Here is a 17,120-nt window from a genome sequence, read left to right on the forward strand (position 1 = left end):
TATCTTCACGATTTCACCATATAGATAAAAACAGCCCGATGCAAACCATTCAACTTGAAACATTATTTTTTATTAAACACACCGCGTCCAGCCCATTCAAATAATCTGGGAGCAATGGCAAATACTTTACTTCCTAAATTCATCCACCTTGGGAGATTGACCTCTCTTGTTGGCGTCAACATCACATCAACAACTTTTCGCGCAACATACTCCGGCTTTAACATATATCGCTGAACATTTTTCACATATGTGCCTTCTTTATCGGCAATATCAAAAAAATTCGTCTCAATTGGACCTGGGTTCACTGTTGTAATATACACACCTTGAGAAGCAACTTCCATCCTTAGGCTATTAGAATAACCTAATACTGCATGTTTGGTTGCAGAATAGGTACTTGATTTCGGCGTGGCAATTTTTCCAGCTTGTGAAGCGATATTGATAATATGCCCGCTTTTGGTCGCTAACATTTTTGGCAATACTTGCTGAGTGCAAGCAATTAAACCCAGTACATTCACATCGAACATGCTTTTTACTTCTTTCATATCTGCATCATGAGCATAAGTGAAAATGCCGTATCCCGCATTATTCACAAGGACGTCGATTACCTTAAACCGTTCGAGAATCAATGGGAAAACTTCCTCTACCTTTTCCATATTAGAGACATCTAAAGAAAATGTATAAATATCAATAGAATAGCGTTGCTCAAGCTCTTCTTTCATTGCAGCTAACTTATCTGTCCTTCTAGCCACTAAAGCAAGATTGGCTCCTCTTTCCGCACAAAGCCTTGCCATCTTTTCACCTATCCCACCTGATGCACCTGTAATAATAATGTTCTTTCCATGTAAATCTTTTACCATTTTATCACCTCATTTGGCTACTATAGAAAGACACACCGTCCTTCTTATACTCATTTACTTCCCCCATCGCAAGCAAATAGTCGAGCTGACCGATTGTTTCAGATACCGTAAGAGGTAATTGCATTTTGTAAGCTTTCGGAAAAAGGCGTTTACATATATCAAAGACCGTCATTGATTCTTCCATGAGCCATTTCTTGACCTTCATCGCACGTTCATGCTGTGCTTTTTTTCGTTGAGGAATGATTTCATTTACATTTGTGAAGACTTCCCCATGACCTGGCAATACAAGTGCAAGCGGATAACGGCTTAATTTATCAAGTGATTCGTTATATTGCAATAATGATTTAGGACGCTCAGATTGCCCCGGTAAAGGTGGCTCCATTAACGGATTCGGAGAAATATGAGCCAGCAGATGGTCACCACCAATATAAATTCCGTCACTTTCTCGCAATAAACCAATATGACTTTGCGCATGACCCGGCGTTTCAATAACACGCCATCCCTTTAACCCTGGAGGTTCGTCTCCCTCACAAATCTCTTGAGCTAATGAGCGATCACAGAAGTAGGCAAGCTCACTATGTAGTCTTGTCATTACTTTATCGTAATACTGAATCAAGCCAAACTCAGTGAGAACATGCTGATAAAAATCATTATTTTGCTGTAGGAAATCCTCTGTCCGATTGAGCCATCGCTCATTTAAGGGATGACCAATAATTTGCATATCAGCCGGAAAATAATCAAGCAGACCAACGTGATCTGGATGATGATGAGTAAGAATCACTTGCTCAATATCTGACAGTGTTAAGCCTAATTCATTTAGTTCTGACTGCAACGCTACCCAAGCTTCCTCTGTTTTAGGTCCAGCATCTATAAGGGTTAGCTTCTCTCCTTTGATGACATAAAGGTTAACATCACCTACAGGAAAAGGAGTAGGAATCACGAGTCGACCGATATCATTAATCCATTGTGCCATTTTCATACCCTCCAACAATCATTATATTTAAATAAAATATGTGTAGAACAACCTAATCTTTAAACATATATATATTTAATCTTAGCTTTATTTCTCAACAATGTCATTATTTTCACATAACTTTTAACAAATTATCTCTAAAAACGAATGAAAATGTTATTGACAATTTCCCTTGTTATCCCTCATAATCACAATAAATTAATGATTTAACGCGATGAATAAGAATAGTAGATGAACATAAGACGAAAAGAGAGTGAAACTCAATTAGGCTGAAAGGTTTCACCGTCCACTAGTCCATCGAACCTACCTTATGAGTGTTAGCAAAACTAACCGTAGCCGGCGTTAACGGATTCGAGATTGTCTGTTCTAATTTAAAGAACATGACAAATGAAGGTGGTACCACGGAAGCACGTCCTTTCGTCCTTTACAGGATGAAGGGGCTTTTTTTATTGACCTTGACGGAGTTTGCAAGTACGAACCTTATCAACATTATCAAGGAGGAAAAAAAAATGAAAATCGCATTTATTGGCGCAGGTTCGATGGCTGAAGCTCTAATATCTGGCATCATTACGCAAAAATTAGTAAGTGGAAACAATGTATGGGTAACAAACAAATGCAATCAAGAAAAACTCTATGAATTACAACAATCTTATGGTGTCAACATATCTTATGACATAAAAGACATCCTCTCTCATGTCAATATCGTCTGCTTAGCTATGAAACCAAAGGATGTTGGAGAAGCGATTCAAAGTATTCGAGCTTATTTACGTAAAGACATGTTAATCGTCTCCGTCTTAGCAGGGGTATCCATTACTTCTATTGAAGAAATGGTAGACACAGACCTAGCTATTGTTCGAGCCATGCCTAATACTTCAGCAACAATTGGTAAATCTGCCAGTGCATTAGCCATCAATCATAATGTAAACCATTTACAATTAGAAACAGTTAAAGGAATGTTTGAAACAGTTGGTTTAACGACCATCGTAAAAGAGGAAGACTTAGATGCGGTTACAGGATTATCTGGAAGTGGTCCAGCCTATATTTATTATCTAGTTGAAGCGATGGAAAAAAGTGCAGTAGAAATAGGGCTCGAAAAAGAGGTAGCGAAAAAGTTTATTATTCAAACCTTAATAGGTGCTGCAGAAATGCTTGAGAGATCGTCAAAGGAATCTGCACAATTACGAAAAGAGGTCACTAGCCCTGGAGGAACAACAGAGGCAGGATTAAAGGTACTCGAAGCACATGCGGTACAAGAAGCATTTGTAGAATGCATTAAAGCAGCGACAGCACAGTCTAAAAAGCTTGGTGAGATTTTTGCTAATAACATGAAAGTTTAACCTAATAAATTGGTATCAATATTTACACTGCTGCACATTCATCATTTTTTTGCATTCTTTCTTGATTATAGATAGGGACTGAGACAAAAAAATACGAACAAACAGGATTACCACCATTTGCTCGTATTTCTATCACTCGATTAGCATCTTGATATTGTCTCAGTCTTTCAATTGTTACTTGAATAGATTAAATAAACCAGAAGAATCTAAGAACACAATTACAATAATGATTGGTACGATATATCTCATCAAAAAGAACCAAACATTAAATACCCCTGTCAGCGCCGTAGAGTTCATGATAATTTCGCTTTTTAATAAGTCTTTTTTCATTCGATATGATACGAATAGAGCAATCAACAAAGCACCAAAAGGTAAAAGAATATTACTCACTAAGAAATCAGCACTATCAAAAATAGATTTACCAAAAATAGTTATGTCAGATAGTAAGCTATAAGAAAGATTAGAAGGAATTCCGACAATGAATATCGCCAAACCAAATAACCAAGCGATTTTACCCCTATTTTTTGTCGCTCCTTTCGTAACCGAAGCTACTGCAATTTCAAGCATTGAAAAGGCAGAAGTCAGTGTCGCGAATAAGAACAAAGCTAAGAATAACAACAAGAAAACTTTTCCAAAAATAATTTGATCAAATACAGCTGGTAAGACGATGAATAGTAGGCCAGGGCCAGCAGTTGGCTCAAACCCTAATGAAAAGACGGCTGGAAAGATGGCCAAACCAGCCAGTATAGAAATGAATAAGTTCATTGCGACAACAGAAAGTGCCGGTTGTAACAAACTTTCTTTCTTTGATAAGTAAGAACTATACGTAACCATTACAGAAATCCCTACACTAAGAGAAAAGAATGATTGCCCCATCGCATATAATAAACTTTCAGAGTTTAATAAAGAGAAATTGGGTTGCAAGAAGAACTTTATTCCCTCTGAGGCGCCTTCTAATGTAACAGAACGAATAATAATAATAATAAACAAGATAAATAATGCTGGCATCATAAATTTACTTACCTTTTCAATCCCTTGCTGTACACCCTTGGCAACAACGAAAATTGTAATGATGAGGAATAACGCCTGTGCACCTAAAGAAATATACGGATTAGATACAGTTTCATTAAACAGACTCTCATACCCCGACATCCCTACACCTTTATCACTTGTTACTCCATAAAATAAATATTGAATAACCCAGCCACCGATTACACTATAAAAAGAGAGTAATAAGAAAGAAGTAAATACGCCTAAGTAACCAACCCAATGCCACTTTGTTTTAGGTGCAATCGTTTTATAGGCAGTAATCGCTTCTTTTCCTGTACTGCGTCCGATAACAAACTCAGCCAGCAGTAATGGAAAACCAATAAATAAAGAGAACAAAATGAATAATAAAATAAAAGCGCCACCACCACTTTCCCCAGTCACATAGGGTAGCTTCCATATCGCGCCTAAGCCAATTGCTGAACCTGCAGAAGCAAGAATAAATCCAAGCTTAGAAGACCATTGTTCGTTTTGCATGATTTTTTCCTCCTTTTTTAACCTTTATCTATATCTTCCCCATTATTTCATCCCTGGAAATTAGGACATTTGTCTACGTGAATTTTGCTATAAAAATCCTCTATTCCTTATTGAAAATAAAACAAAAAAGCCGCAAAGCTCATAAAGGGACGTGTGACTCACGCGGTACCACCCTTTTTGAAAGCTTGCGACTTTCCACTCGAATTCATAACGGTATTGATAACCGTCCTTACTGTCTTCGGCCGAACATGACAGCAAAGAAAAAGCTCCAAGAATGAAATTCATCTTATTTATAGTTCAGCTCACACCAACCGCTGACTCTCTTTACTAGGGAAATAAGGTTTACTAGTTTCTCTTCATTGCTTTATAAAATATAATTTTAAAAGTATAAATGTGATTATAGTACGATTACTATCTATAAGTCAATAACTGTTTTTTTAAATTTTTAAGATAAAATGAAACAGATATTTCTCCCTATGTCCTGAGTTGGTCCTACTGTCGCATTTGGTTAAACCGATAAACTACGCAATTATTTCCTAGGGATATCTATTTCTTTAAAATCTTCAGCAAGGACTGCTGCAGGAAAATCTACCTTTGCCTGCTCTTCTAGCTGTGACCACTCACTACGTTCATAGCGTGAACTAATATGTGTGAGACATAATTGTTCTACACCCGCTTGCTGGGCTACAGCAGCTGCTTGGGCAATTGTTGAATGGTAATAATCATGTGCGAGCTGTTCCTCACCATTCGCAAAGGTTGCCTCATGAACAAGTAAATTTGCATTGCGTGCTAATTCAATTGCCGCCGAACAAAAACGCGTGTCACCTAAAATAGTCACGATTCTCCCCATTTGTGGTGGCCCAACATAATCTTTAGGATTAATTATGCGACCATCCTCAAGAGTAATTGTCTCACCCTCTTTAATTCTTTTAAAAATAGGACCTGGCCTTACACCATCTTCTATCAATTGATCAGCCATTAAAGTTCCCGGCAAATCTTTCTCTACAACCCGATAACCGAAAGATGGTATACCATGGTCAAGTTTCTTCGCTGTCACTATGAATTGATCATCACAACAAACGACCCCCTCGTCTATTTCAATAATCTCCAGAGGGTACTGCAAGTAAGTTTGACTAACCGAAAGAGACACTTCGATATATTCTTTTATTCCCTTTGGACCATACACTGTTAGCTTTTCTTTGCCGCCTTGATGTGAACGACTAGCTAAAAATCCCGGCAAACCATATATATGATCGCCATGAAGATGAGTAATAAAAACTTTCTCTATTCTTCTTGGCTTGATTGTTGTATGTAAAATTTGATGTTGTGTGGCTTCTCCACAATCGAACAACCATATGGCTCTTCTTTCATCTAAAAGCTTTAAAGCGATACTCGTAACATTCCTTGCTTTCGCAGGGACACCCGCACCTGTTCCTAAGAAAAAAACTTTCACTGCCTTTTCTTCCTTTCTCCTCATTCATTATTATCATCATACAGAAAAACACCATAAAGCTAAAGCGCTACAGTTATTTCCTTTTAAAAAAGGTTGCTGTTTTTCACTTTAAGCGATAAAATTTTATACTTGAGTGGGTATATATTTCATCGTTGAGATGAACCTAAAAAATAGAACTTTTTTACATAGAAAGGAATATCATTGTGAATAATTCAGAAAATCCAACTGCTTTGATTATGATATTCGGTGCAACAGGTGACTTAGCGAAACGTAAACTATTTCCATCACTTTACCGATTGTTTAAAAGAGGAAAACTATCTGAACGCTATTGTATCATTGGCGTTGCTAGACGAGAACTAACGAACAGTGCTTTTCAAGAAAGTGTGCGACAATCTATTGAAGAAGCTGAGGGGCATCATGATGACCTTAATGAGTTTATCACACACTTTTATTATCATTCCCATGATGTTACAGATTCCAGTTCTTATTTAGCGTTAAAAACACTAGCAAATGACTTAGATACACATTATCAATTAGAAGGTAATCGCATTTTCTATTTAGCGATGGCACCAGAATTCTTTGGCACAATTGCCGATCATTTAAAATCAGATGGACTAACAGATGTTGACGGTTTTAAACGTTTAGTGATTGAAAAACCATTTGGTCATGATCTACCTTCAGCAATAGAATTGAACAATCGCCTTCGCCAAGCGTTTGCTGAGGAAGAAGTTTATCGGATAGATCATTATTTAGGAAAAGAAATGGTCCAAAATATAGAGGTCATTCGCTTCGCCAACGCCATATTTGAACCACTATGGAATAATCGCTACATATCTAATATCCAAGTGACATCAAGTGAAGTATTAGGTGTTGAAGAACGTGGGAGATATTATGAGAATAGCGGTGCCCTTAGGGATATGGTGCAAAACCATATGCTGCAAATGGTTGCCTTACTTGCTATGGAACCACCAATTAAACTGACAGACGAGGAAATCCGTTCTGAAAAAGTAAAAGTGTTCCGTGCTTTGAAATCACTTGAAGGAGAGGCTGTAAAGGAGAATTTTGTTCGTGGCCAATATGGACCAAGCAACAAAAATAATGAGCCAATTAACGGTTATCGTCAAGAACCGATGGTCAAAGCTGACTCCAATACCGAAACTTTCGTTGCCGGAAAACTGATAATTGACAATTTCCGTTGGGCCGGTGTTCCTATTTACATCCGTACAGGAAAAAAGATGGCAACGAAATCAACAAAAATAGTCGTTCAATTCAAGGATATTCCAATGAATTTATACTATCAGCATGAAAAGACGTTAAACCCTAATTTACTCGTCATTCATATCCAACCAGATGAAGGAATTAGTCTTTACTTAAACGCACAAAAATCTGGTGACACAATGAATGCCACACCAGTAAAGCTCAACTTCTCCAACAATAGTGTCGATCACATGAACACACCTGAAGCTTATGAGCGACTCCTTTATGACTGTATGCGCGGAGACGCAACCAACTTTGCTCATTGGGATGAAGTAGCTTTATCTTGGAGCTTCGTCGATAAGATCTCACAAGTTTGGGAAAACCAACAAGCAGAGCAATTTCCAAACTACGAAGCGGGAACAATGGGTCCAAAAGCGGCTGACGAGTTATTAGAAAAAGACGGCTTCCACTGGTGGCCGGTAGAAAGTGGCGACTATCGTTAATATGAATGTACAATATAAAAGCAAGGCATAAGGGAAAAAAACCTTATGCCTTGCTTTTATTTTTAGGTTCAATTTTTAAGATTTAAAAAACACCACAACAAGATAGTTTGTGGTGTACATGTTTTCGCTTATTCTTTCTCTTTTTTTAATCGCTGTAAAAAATCTTTATTAAAGCTGGTTGATGTACCGATATTGGCTTTTTTCTTTTGTATAGACTCAAGAGACGCTGCCTGATCAACAATCGATGGGCCATACTTTTTCCTCAAACTTTCAATGGTTTGGTAAAGAGGCTCTTTTTTGGCGTCTTCTTCATAATGAAATAAATCTAATTGTTTCACAGCTTGTCCTTTTTCGACAAGATCCGTACCAGTTATGCCAAGCAACCTCACAGCATCACCACTCCAGTGTTTCATAAAGAGATGCTGAGCCTGATTATAGATTTCTTCCACTGACTGAATAGCAAAACCAATTTTTTTACTTCTCGTAATCGTATGGCGGTTTTTATAACGGATCATCACGCTTATACCAGTAGCATAGACTTTTTTTCGTTTTAGCCTCGTAGACACTTTAAAAGCGAGTTGATTCAACACTTCAAAAAGTTCTTTCTGCTTACTCATATCCCGAGGGAGTGTCGTTGAGTTACCGATACTTTTAAATTCCTCGGCAGCTTCTGGATCAACCGGACGTGAATCTATGCCATTTGCTCTATCTTTTAAACGCTCACCATTAATGCCTAATGAAGATTTTATCATGAACGTGTCTGCCTTCGCTAAATCACCAATCGTATAAATACGCATACTATCAAGCTTCTCACTTGTCTTCTGACCAACACCATGCATTTCTTTTACAGGAAGAGGCCACAATTTACTAGGCACATCCCTTTTTCTTAATATTGTAATGCCAAGAGGCTTCTTCATATCAGAGGCCATTTTGGCTAAAAATTTATTTGGTGCAATGCCAATACTACAAGGTAAATCTAACTGCTCTTTTATACGGTTCTGAATAATTGAAGCCACTTCAATAGGAGTGCCAAACTGTTCGCTAGCAGTAATATCCATATACCCTTCATCAATAGAGACAGGCTCTACAAGATCTGAATAATGATTAAGCACCTCAAACATACCAATTGACGCTGCACGATACCTTTCAAAATTAGGGCGTAAAATAATTAATTGCGGACATAACTTTTTCGCTTCCCACAATGGCATCGTTGTTTTTACGCCAAATCTCCTTGCTTCATAGCTGCAAGTAACAATAATCCCTCTACGCTCCTCAGGATTTCCAGCAATAGCAATAGGCTTCCCCTTTAATGTCGGATCATAGGCCATTTCTACAGATGCATAAAAACTATTCATATCAACATGTAAAATCACTCGGCCTGCTTTAGGATACATTGAATTCACTTAAAGCACATCCTTTAGGTTTGTATCCTCCAATTATAGCAAATAGATTATAAAGCTGCCTCTGCTTCTTTAGATTCTGTAATATATTCAGCAATGGAAACATTACCATCCAATGAGCTTAAGAAGCGATGGCTGTCAATGATAGAAATTAATCTATTTTTAAAATTAGCAATCCCTTTTAAGTAGTCTAGACGAATATGTAAAAGAAGTCCTGGCTTTTCAATAAGACCTTCCGCTATATCAATAATCTCCTTCGTTTCCGCAACAAGTAAACCGTATTCAAATTCTTCTCCTTGAATGATGATGATTCTTCTATCGTTACTTTCTTCAATCGCTCGATCATAAAATATCATTTCAATATCAAGAACCGGGACAAGGTGGCCCCGAGAACGTATCATACCTTTTACATAATGCGGGAGTTGTGGGACTGATGTAAAACCTTCTGCCCGTTCTATAGCAATGACCTGATCAATAGTAATCGCATACTCTTCCTGCCTACATCGAAACACAATATATTTATCCAAAAGATTCACTCCTTCTTTTGTTCATAGTAAAAATATATCATATAATTAGTAAAAAAGAAGAGAGAAGAGTAGGGACTATTTTCCTAATGGAGAATTATATGTTTGATAGGGTTCTATCATGTTCTTCACAACATTTCCACTGAATTCTATTGGGATCATTTATGTAAATGTCAATTCTAACGATGTACAATTTTGGTTATTTAAGAACGTACAAATATGTACTACGGGAATAAATAATCGCAAATTCATCTATTTTCTAGTGCTTTTTGTACGAAAACGTGACTTGTGCAACCCTCTGACTTATCCTTTTGTCTTTTGCACGTTAACATGATGTACTTCCAAACTTTCTTCTTTTTGAATTGAACGAGCACACCCCATTTGCTCATATACCTTTCTAATAATTAGCAAAGATTCGCTGTGTATGAAGGTTATCCGTCCAACTCATTCTCCTACTTTTCTTCTCATTTATGTTCACCAAAACCACTCTAAGAATAATTTTTCATCAACAAAAAAGAAAGCCGCTAGCACAAATTAAAATGTGCTCTGCGACTTTCAAGGTTGGCCTTACTTGAGCTGTAGCTATGCTCTATCGTGAGGATTTAAGCTGCTACTTCCTCGATAATTGCTATTACCATTTCAGCTAACTTATTGAGTTCTTCGATAGACATTCTTTCGTTCGTTGTGTGAATTTCTTCATAACCTACTGCCAAGTTTACTGTAGGAATATCAAATCCAGCAATAATGTTGGCATCACTGCCACCACCGCTATGCAATAATTCCGGTTTACGCCCTACTTTTTCCGCCGCCTTTTTGGCAACTTCGACAACATGGTCACCGTCTGCAAATTTGAATCCTGGGTACATCACTTCAATATTAACTTCTGCTCTGCCACCCATTTCTTCTGCTGCACTTTCAAATGCCACTTTCATTTTCTCAACTTGCGCTTCCATTTTTTCAGCAATGAGAGAGCGTGCTTCCGCAAGAACGTCGACATGATCACATACGATATTTGTTTGTTTTCCGCCTTCAAAGCGACCGATATTGGCTGTTGTTTCTTCATCAATTCTACCTAAAGGCATTCTAGAAATCGCTTTTGATGCCATCGTAATTGCAGAAATACCTTTTTCTGGTGCTACTCCAGCATGTGCCGTTTTGCCAATCATCGTTGCTCTCACTTTCGCTTGTGTCGGCGCAGCAACAATAATATTACCTACTTTTCCATCGCTATCAAGAGCATAGCCGAATTTTGCTTGAATGAGAGAAGAGTCTAATGCTTTTGCACCAACTAGTCCAGATTCTTCACCGACAGTAATTATAAATTGGATTGTACCGTGAGCAATATTTTGCTCTTTAAGTACTTTGACGATTTCAAGCATTACCGCTAACCCAGTCTTATCATCAGCACCTAAAATCGTTGTGCCATCTGTAACTACATAACCATCCTGAATTGAAGGTTTGACCCCGATACCAGGCACAACCGTATCCATATGAGATGTGAAATAAATAGGGTCAACGCCTTCTTTATTTCCTTGAAGTGTACAAATTAAGTTGCCCGCTCCATGCCCTGTCACCGCAGTCGTATCATCTTCAAATACTTCTACTCCAATGTCACGGAATTTCTTTTTTAATACTTTTGCAATCTGTGCTTCATCCTTTGTTTCAGAATCAATTTGCACAAGTTCTAAAAACTCATTTAACAGTCTTTCTTCATTAATCATCCGTCAATAACCTCCAAATATCACGAGCCTTATTATGCTTTTAAACAGTTCTCTTCAACACTAATTAGTATACTCCTAACGAAACTTATCAGCAAATAAAGAATGTTTTATTCTATAAAGGCATATTCCCATGCTTTTTAAACGGGCGTGTTTCCTTTTTATTTTTTAACATATCTAACGCCTGGATGATTTTTATTCTTGTTTCTCTTGGATCAATGACATCATCTACCATACCCCGACTGGCTGCGACATATGGGTTGGCAAATTTTTCACGATACTCTTCTATTTTTTGCGCTCTCGTTTGTTCAGGATTTTCACTCGTGGCAATCTCCTTAGCAAAAATAATATTAGCTGCCCCTTGAGGGCCCATGACAGCCACCTCAGCGTTTGGCCAAGCAAAAACCAAGTCTGCCCCAATAGATTTACTATTCAGCGCTACATAAGCCCCTCCGAACGCTTTTCGCAGTATGACGGTTAACTTAGGTACCGTTGCTTCTGAATAGGCATAAAGAATTTTTGCGCCATGACGAATAATTCCCCCATGTTCTTGCTTAATCCCAGGAAAGAACCCAGTTACGTCCTCAAAAGTCACTAATGGGATATTAAATGAGTCACAGAAACGAATAAAGCGGGCTGCTTTATCAGATGAATCAATATCTAACCCGCCAGCCATCACTTTAGGTTGATTACAAACAAGTCCAATTGATTCTCCCTTTATCCTCGCTAAGCCAACAACAATATTCTTGGCAAAATCAGGTTGCACCTCTAAGAAAGAATCAGCATCCACCACTTGATCAATTACTTTACGAACATCATAAGGTCTAATTGCATCAAATGGAATGATATCCGTTAAATCTGGTCGATAATCATCTGTTGATTCATCTGCTTTTCTTGGTGTGCGTTCTTCATTGTTTTGCGGGAGATAACTTAATAAATCCCGAACTTGCGCAATGACCTCTTCCTCTGTCTTTCCTTTAAAGTGAGCATTGCCACTTATCGTATTATGTACGTTTGCTCCACCTAAATCTTCTGCCGTAATTTTTTCTCCAGTAACGGTCTCAATCACTTTTGGTCCTGTAATGAACATTTGGCTCGTATTCTCGACCATAAAAACAAAGTCAGTAATAGCTGGCGAATAAACAGCCCCACCTGCACACGGACCTAAAATAACAGATATTTGTGGGATAACACCTGAATAAATTGAATTTCTATAAAAAATCTGTCCATATCCATCTAAAGAAACGACACCTTCTTGTATACGGGCACCACCAGAATCATTTAAGCCAATAAACGGAGCTCCGTTCTCTGCGGCTAAGTCCATAACATTCACAATTTTTTTTGCATGCATTTCCCCTAGTGCACCACCAAAAACGGTAAAATCCTGTGAGAAAAGAAAGATCGGACGCCCGTTCACTTTTCCATATCCAGTAATAACCCCATCACCAGGCCCTTTTTGTTTATCTAAACCAAAATCATTGCTACGGTGTTCAATAAACGGGTTTAATTCCACAAATGTACCATCATCGACTAATAAAGCAATTCTTTCTCTTGCTGTTAGTTTTCCTTTTTCATGTTGTTTTTCAATTCTTTCGTCTCCGCCACCAAGCTCTACTTCTCTTCTACGATCATAAAGTTCGTTAATTTTTTCATAGATGTCTGCCATTAGCTTGTCATTCCCTTCTTTTCACATAATTCATATAAAACACTGCCAGTTGATTTAGGATGCATGAAGGCTACACTCGCTCCACCTGCACCCAATTTTGGCTGATCTTGAATCATTTGAATTCCTTTTGTTTTCATTTCTTCGATTCTCTCTTGAATAGAATGGACGCCCAATGCCACATGATGAAGACCTTCTCCCCTTTTAGCGATAAACTTCGCTACAGCGCTTTCATCTGTTTGCGGCTCTAATAACTCAAGTTTCGTCTCCCCAATTTGAATAAAGGCTACTTTAATGCCTTCACTCTTCACTTCTTCAATTCCTAACAAAGGTAATTGCAATGTTTCCGTATAAAAAGGTAATGATTGCGCTAATGATCGAACAGCGATACCAATATGATCAATTTTTTTGATCAACGAAATCCCCCCTATTCTATCTATTTAAAAATATCATTATTTTCTAACTATATATAATTATAATAATTTTCCACGAATATGTCGAATATACGAGAAAAAAACTCTATGTTGTTCAAATGAGAAAATCCTAGTAAAATAAAGAGGAATACCACTCAAGGGAGAGGGTGAAAGAAATTGCCGAAAAAAACAATGAAGATCATAGTCTATTTGATGATTTTCGTTATGCTTGCATCAACACTTCTAATGGGTCTAACGATGTTCTTCTAATATAAAATTAAAAAAGCATGGAACTACTTGAAGCTTAACAAGAAAAAGGACGGCTCAGCACTCGGAAATTCCGAATGTTGAGCCGTCCTTTTATAACGCGCCATATTTTTTCGCTAATTGTTCTGTGGTTTCATCAGTTGAAACAATTAATATTTTCGTTCCAATAGGAATTCTCTCAAATAAAGCTTCAACATGGTCATTCTTCAGGCGAATACAACCATTAGAGACATAGTGACCTATCGAATCTGGGTCATTGGTGCCGTGAATGCCATAAATTCTGCCATCTGTCTCCTTCGCATCAAACCCCATCCAGCGTGTGCCTAACGGATTATTTTTCTTTCCTCCTGGAATGTCTTTTTTTCGATAATAAGGATTTTCCGCTTTTACTATAATTGTAAACATACCCTCTGGTGTTAAGCTATCAGTCTTTCCTGTAGCAACATGAACAACCTGTTGAACCTCCCTATTATCAATAAAAGTTAGCTCATTTGTGCGCTTATTTACAATCACGAAAGGATCTCCCGGTAACGGGTTTGGGCCAATGGGCCAAAGTGGAGAAATCATTAACACTAGAAAAAGATGACTCATCACATTTAGCAATAGAATCACATCCTTTTTCCCTTTATTGTTCTCCAGTGGCTGTATTTTGATACAAACTCTTGCTTCCTTTTAACCCCGCAAATTGACTTTTGATAAAGAGATATTCTTCCATTTCTTTAATAAAATAAAGTAAATCCGCGCGTGCTTCAAATTCTTCTCTTGTTTGTGGTAATGGCATTTCAGCGAATTGGGCCCGCATTTGTTGTAACTTATCGATGAAGAGACTGGCCGTGTTTCCTGGATGAATATGTTCGGATAAATCCTCTATAAAATCAGCTATCATCTCTGCTTGCTCAACATTTTCATCTATCGCTGTCACCACTGGCAAAACATGCTCAATGATTTCAAATTGTTTCTCTCTCATTTTGAAATAACTATAATAGAGACTCTCGTTCCTTAATACATGATTTTCCACTTCTCTGAATGCTAATGCTTTTGCTTCTTCAATTAATTGATACGTCTCCGTGATTTCCTTACCATCCCAAGTACTTTCATTAGTTCTTAAATATATGACAATCTCATCAAAAATCAGTTTGAAATTTTGTTCAATTTCTACTTGATATTCCTTTAATTTCACGTCAAGGCTAGGCATGTATAAATTGGCTAATAATGCAATTCCAACCCCAATGATAATAATTCCTACCTCATTTAAAATCAGTCCCACTGTCACTTGTTCAGCTGAATAAATATGTAGAATAATAACGGAACTTGTAACAATTCCATCGCTAGCTTTGAACATCACCGCTAATGGAATAAACACAAGTAAGACGATACCAATAACTAATGGATGATAGGCAAGTATTTCAAAGAGTAGAGACGCAACAAATATAGCAATGAAACACGCGAATATCCGATCCCATGAAGCACGCAAGGAATCTTTTTTTGTCACCTTCACACATAAAATTGTTAAAATACCGGCGGAGACATAATTCTCCAAACCAAGCATTTGCGCAATCATAATAGCAAGAGTTGCTCCGACTGCCGTTTTCACTGTTCTATAGCCTATTCTAAATTTCATCTTATTACTCCTCGTATGTTCATCATGCTAGTGCATTAAGAACGAATCAGTCTCGTATTCTAAAGCGAAATGTATCATTCAACATCCTTCATAACCATTCCCTACAAAATATATGATTATAACATATCAACCATTCATTTAACAGAGATTGTCCTCTCATCCCTCATACAATGCTATGTTTTATTATTATACAGTATTCACTTTTCAATAATGAAAAAAAGATGATCAGTTTGACCATCTTTTTCCGCTTTTATAATACTTTTTGTAAGAAATCTTGCGCACGCGAAGACTTAGGGTTGGAAAAGAATTCGTTAGGCGGGGCATCTTCTACTAGCACGCCACCATCTAGAAATAATACTCGATCCGCCACCTCACGCGCAAACCCCATTTCATGGGTAACAATAGCCATTGTCATACCTGAATGTGCGAGTGTTTTCATTACATCTAACACTTCTTTTACCATTTCAGGATCAAGTGCTGAGGTTGGTTCATCAAATAGCATAATTTCTGGATTCATCGCAAGTGCGCGAGCAATCGCTACCCGCTGCTTTTGACCCCCTGATAATTTGTTAGGATATTCCTGTGCTTTTATAGCTAATCCGACTTTTTCTAGTAATTTCATAGCGTTATTTTCCGCTTCTGATTTTGTTATTTTTTTTACCTTTAATGGTGCATAAGTTAAATTCTCCAACACGGTCATATGAGGGAATAAGTGGAAATGCTGAAACACCATCCCTACATTTTGTCGGACTTTTAATATATCTGTTTGTCGATCGGTAATATCCGCATCTTTAATCCATATCTTCCCGTTTGTTGGCTCTTCCAATTTATTAATACAACGCAAAAAAGTGGATTTACCTGAACCGGATGGACCAATAATAGCAACAACTTCACCATTATTTATCTGTGTTGAAATACCTTTTAGCACTTCATTCTTCCCGAAGGATTTATGCAATTTTTCCACTTTAATCACTGGATCTCAACCGCCCTTCAACTAGTTTGCCTAAGAATGTGAGTATCGTTACTAAGATATAGTAAATAATTCCGGCAAGAAGGAGTGGTTCCATAAATTGATACTGATTCGCTCCTACTTGATACGCTCGTCTCATCACATCCATTACCCCAATTGTCGTCACAAGGGCAGATTCTTTCGTTAATGTAATGAATTCATTCATAAGCGCAGGTAAAATATTCTTCATTGCTTGTGGGAGAATAATATTTACCATTGTCGGACGATACGGAACGCCTAAAGCCATTGCCGCTTCTTGCTGTCCTTTATCAATTGCTTGTATGCCTGCACGAATAATCTCAGAAATATAAGCGGCCGAGTTCAATGCAAATCCGATAATGGCTGCTGTTACACCCTCTATTTGAAAGCCTAGTACTTGTGGTGAGCCAAAATAAATAATCATCAATTGTAAAATTAATGGCGTACCTCTAAAAACGGAAGTATAAGCATTCGCTAACCAATTTAATAGCTTAATTTTACTAATCTTACATAAAGAAAGGATAATTCCTAATAAAAACCCTAAAATACCCGCTAAACAAACAATCTGTAGTGTGACACCGAGCCCTTGTAAAATGAAAGGTAGAGAAGGGAGGACAGAGGTAAAATCTAAATTCATATATTGCCATTCCTCTCAGTAATTAATATTTGAAATTCATTTGAT

The 17,120-nt window shown here is 37.5% G+C and carries 16 protein-coding genes and 1 other annotated feature; of the genes, 3 read left to right on the plus strand and 13 right to left on the minus strand.

What is annotated here, in order from left to right; translation table 11 throughout:
- Positions 1 to 62: 62 nt before the first annotated feature.
- Positions 63 to 857, minus strand: a complete 795-nt coding sequence (locus MHI57_RS06625) for an SDR family NAD(P)-dependent oxidoreductase (RefSeq protein ID WP_095372667.1) — start codon at positions 855 to 857, stop codon at positions 63 to 65.
- A 4-nt stretch (positions 858 to 861) separates the two neighbouring features.
- A complete protein-coding gene (locus tag MHI57_RS06630) occupies positions 862 to 1,830 on the minus strand; it encodes an MBL fold metallo-hydrolase (protein ID WP_095372666.1) in 969 nt (322 codons plus the stop codon).
- A gap of 509 nt (positions 1,831 to 2,339) precedes the next feature.
- On the opposite strand from MHI57_RS06630, the gene proC reads away from it, so the two are divergent.
- A complete protein-coding gene (gene proC, locus MHI57_RS06635) occupies positions 2,340 to 3,167 on the plus strand; it encodes a pyrroline-5-carboxylate reductase (RefSeq protein WP_095372665.1) in 828 nt (275 codons plus the stop codon).
- Between the two features lie 174 nt (positions 3,168 to 3,341).
- Here proC and MHI57_RS06640 read toward each other — a convergent pair whose 3' ends face one another.
- Both MHI57_RS06640 and rnz read right to left on the minus strand, forming a co-directional pair.
- Positions 3,342 to 4,694: a sodium-dependent transporter gene (locus MHI57_RS06640; RefSeq protein WP_095372664.1), complete on the minus strand. Its 1,353-nt coding sequence runs from the start codon at positions 4,692 to 4,694 to the stop codon at positions 3,342 to 3,344.
- A gap of 139 nt (positions 4,695 to 4,833) precedes the next feature.
- Positions 4,834 to 5,060: a binding site (T-box leader), on the minus strand.
- A gap of 160 nt (positions 5,061 to 5,220) precedes the next feature.
- On the minus strand, positions 5,221 to 6,144 hold the full coding sequence (gene rnz / locus MHI57_RS06645; protein WP_340975431.1) for a ribonuclease Z: 924 nt from the start codon (positions 6,142 to 6,144) through the stop codon (positions 5,221 to 5,223).
- 236 nt (positions 6,145 to 6,380) lie between these two features.
- Here rnz and zwf point away from each other — a divergent pair, with 236 nt between their 5' ends.
- Positions 6,381 to 7,844: a glucose-6-phosphate dehydrogenase gene (gene zwf / locus MHI57_RS06650; RefSeq protein ID WP_307313734.1), complete on the plus strand. Its 1,464-nt coding sequence runs from the start codon at positions 6,381 to 6,383 to the stop codon at positions 7,842 to 7,844.
- Between the two features lie 128 nt (positions 7,845 to 7,972).
- On the opposite strand, the gene MHI57_RS06655 is transcribed toward zwf, so the two are convergent.
- The 5 genes from MHI57_RS06655 to mce all read right to left on the minus strand — a co-directional run bounded on the left by MHI57_RS06655 (position 7,973) and on the right by mce (position 13,565).
- Entirely contained in the window at positions 7,973 to 9,247 is a 1,275-nt protein-coding gene (locus MHI57_RS06655; RefSeq protein WP_328197505.1) for a DNA polymerase IV, read from the minus strand.
- 47 nt (positions 9,248 to 9,294) lie between these two features.
- Complete coding sequence (locus MHI57_RS06660; RefSeq protein ID WP_157733941.1) at positions 9,295 to 9,771, minus strand: chemotaxis protein CheW; 477 nt, start codon at positions 9,769 to 9,771, stop codon at positions 9,295 to 9,297.
- Positions 9,772 to 10,370: 599 nt separating this feature from the next.
- A complete protein-coding gene (locus MHI57_RS06665; protein WP_095372660.1) occupies positions 10,371 to 11,489 on the minus strand; it encodes a M20/M25/M40 family metallo-hydrolase in 1,119 nt (372 codons plus the stop codon).
- A 112-nt stretch (positions 11,490 to 11,601) separates the two neighbouring features.
- Positions 11,602 to 13,152 carry an acyl-CoA carboxylase subunit beta gene (locus MHI57_RS06670; RefSeq protein WP_307312961.1) on the minus strand — a complete coding sequence of 517 codons (1,551 nt, stop codon included), beginning with the start codon at positions 13,150 to 13,152 and terminating at the stop codon, positions 11,602 to 11,604.
- Positions 13,152 to 13,565 carry a methylmalonyl-CoA epimerase gene (gene mce, locus MHI57_RS06675; RefSeq protein ID WP_307312959.1) on the minus strand — a complete coding sequence of 138 codons (414 nt, stop codon included), beginning with the start codon at positions 13,563 to 13,565 and terminating at the stop codon, positions 13,152 to 13,154. The genes MHI57_RS06670 and mce overlap by 1 nt, the downstream gene beginning before the upstream one ends.
- Positions 13,566 to 13,754: 189 nt before the next feature.
- Between mce and prli42 the strand changes: the two genes are divergently transcribed.
- On the plus strand, positions 13,755 to 13,832 hold the full coding sequence (gene prli42 / locus MHI57_RS06680) for a stressosome-associated protein Prli42 (RefSeq protein ID WP_218971988.1): 78 nt from the start codon (positions 13,755 to 13,757) through the stop codon (positions 13,830 to 13,832).
- Between the two features lie 90 nt (positions 13,833 to 13,922).
- On the opposite strand, the gene MHI57_RS06685 is transcribed toward prli42, so the two are convergent.
- The 4 genes from MHI57_RS06685 to MHI57_RS06700 all read right to left on the minus strand — a co-directional run bounded on the left by MHI57_RS06685 (position 13,923) and on the right by MHI57_RS06700 (position 17,075).
- Positions 13,923 to 14,420 carry a L,D-transpeptidase gene (locus tag MHI57_RS06685; RefSeq protein ID WP_307313732.1) on the minus strand — a complete coding sequence of 166 codons (498 nt, stop codon included), beginning with the start codon at positions 14,418 to 14,420 and terminating at the stop codon, positions 13,923 to 13,925.
- Between the two features lie 34 nt (positions 14,421 to 14,454).
- On the minus strand, positions 14,455 to 15,450 hold the full coding sequence (locus MHI57_RS06690) for an aromatic acid exporter family protein (RefSeq protein WP_224936034.1): 996 nt from the start codon (positions 15,448 to 15,450) through the stop codon (positions 14,455 to 14,457).
- Between the two features lie 250 nt (positions 15,451 to 15,700).
- Positions 15,701 to 16,423 (minus strand): amino acid ABC transporter ATP-binding protein, encoded by a 723-nt coding sequence (locus MHI57_RS06695; protein ID WP_095372656.1) that lies wholly within the window; start codon positions 16,421 to 16,423, stop codon positions 15,701 to 15,703.
- Positions 16,416 to 17,075 (minus strand): amino acid ABC transporter permease, encoded by a 660-nt coding sequence (locus tag MHI57_RS06700; protein WP_095372655.1) that lies wholly within the window; start codon positions 17,073 to 17,075, stop codon positions 16,416 to 16,418. The genes MHI57_RS06695 and MHI57_RS06700 overlap by 8 nt, the downstream gene beginning before the upstream one ends.
- Positions 17,076 to 17,120 lie beyond the last annotated feature (45 nt).

Source organism: Cytobacillus sp. FSL K6-0129 (genome assembly GCF_038007625.1).
Taxonomy (GTDB): Bacteria; Bacillota; Bacilli; order Bacillales; family Cytobacillaceae; genus Cytobacillus; species Cytobacillus kochii.

Bases quoted from the DNA above. Each gene is read 5' to 3' on its own strand.
- MHI57_RS06625 (WP_095372667.1), bottom strand. From the start codon at position 857: ATGGTAAAAGATTTACATGGAAAGAACATTATTATTACAGGTGCATCA.
- MHI57_RS06630 (WP_095372666.1), bottom strand. From the start codon at position 1,830: ATGGCACAATGGATTAATGATATCGGTCGACTCGTGATTCCTACTCCT.
- proC (WP_095372665.1), top strand. From the start codon at position 2,340: ATGAAAATCGCATTTATTGGCGCAGGTTCGATGGCTGAAGCTCTAATA.
- zwf (WP_307313734.1), top strand. From the start codon at position 6,381: ATGATATTCGGTGCAACAGGTGACTTAGCGAAACGTAAACTATTTCCA.
- MHI57_RS06665 (WP_095372660.1), bottom strand. From the start codon at position 11,489: ATGATTAATGAAGAAAGACTGTTAAATGAGTTTTTAGAACTTGTGCAA.
- MHI57_RS06670 (WP_307312961.1), bottom strand. From the start codon at position 13,152: ATGGCAGACATCTATGAAAAAATTAACGAACTTTATGATCGTAGAAGA.
- prli42 (WP_218971988.1), top strand. From the start codon at position 13,755: ATGAAGATCATAGTCTATTTGATGATTTTCGTTATGCTTGCATCAACA.
- MHI57_RS06685 (WP_307313732.1), bottom strand. From the start codon at position 14,420: ATGAGTCATCTTTTTCTAGTGTTAATGATTTCTCCACTTTGGCCCATT.
- MHI57_RS06690 (WP_224936034.1), bottom strand. From the start codon at position 15,450: ATGAAATTTAGAATAGGCTATAGAACAGTGAAAACGGCAGTCGGAGCA.
- MHI57_RS06700 (WP_095372655.1), bottom strand. From the start codon at position 17,075: ATGAATTTAGATTTTACCTCTGTCCTCCCTTCTCTACCTTTCATTTTA.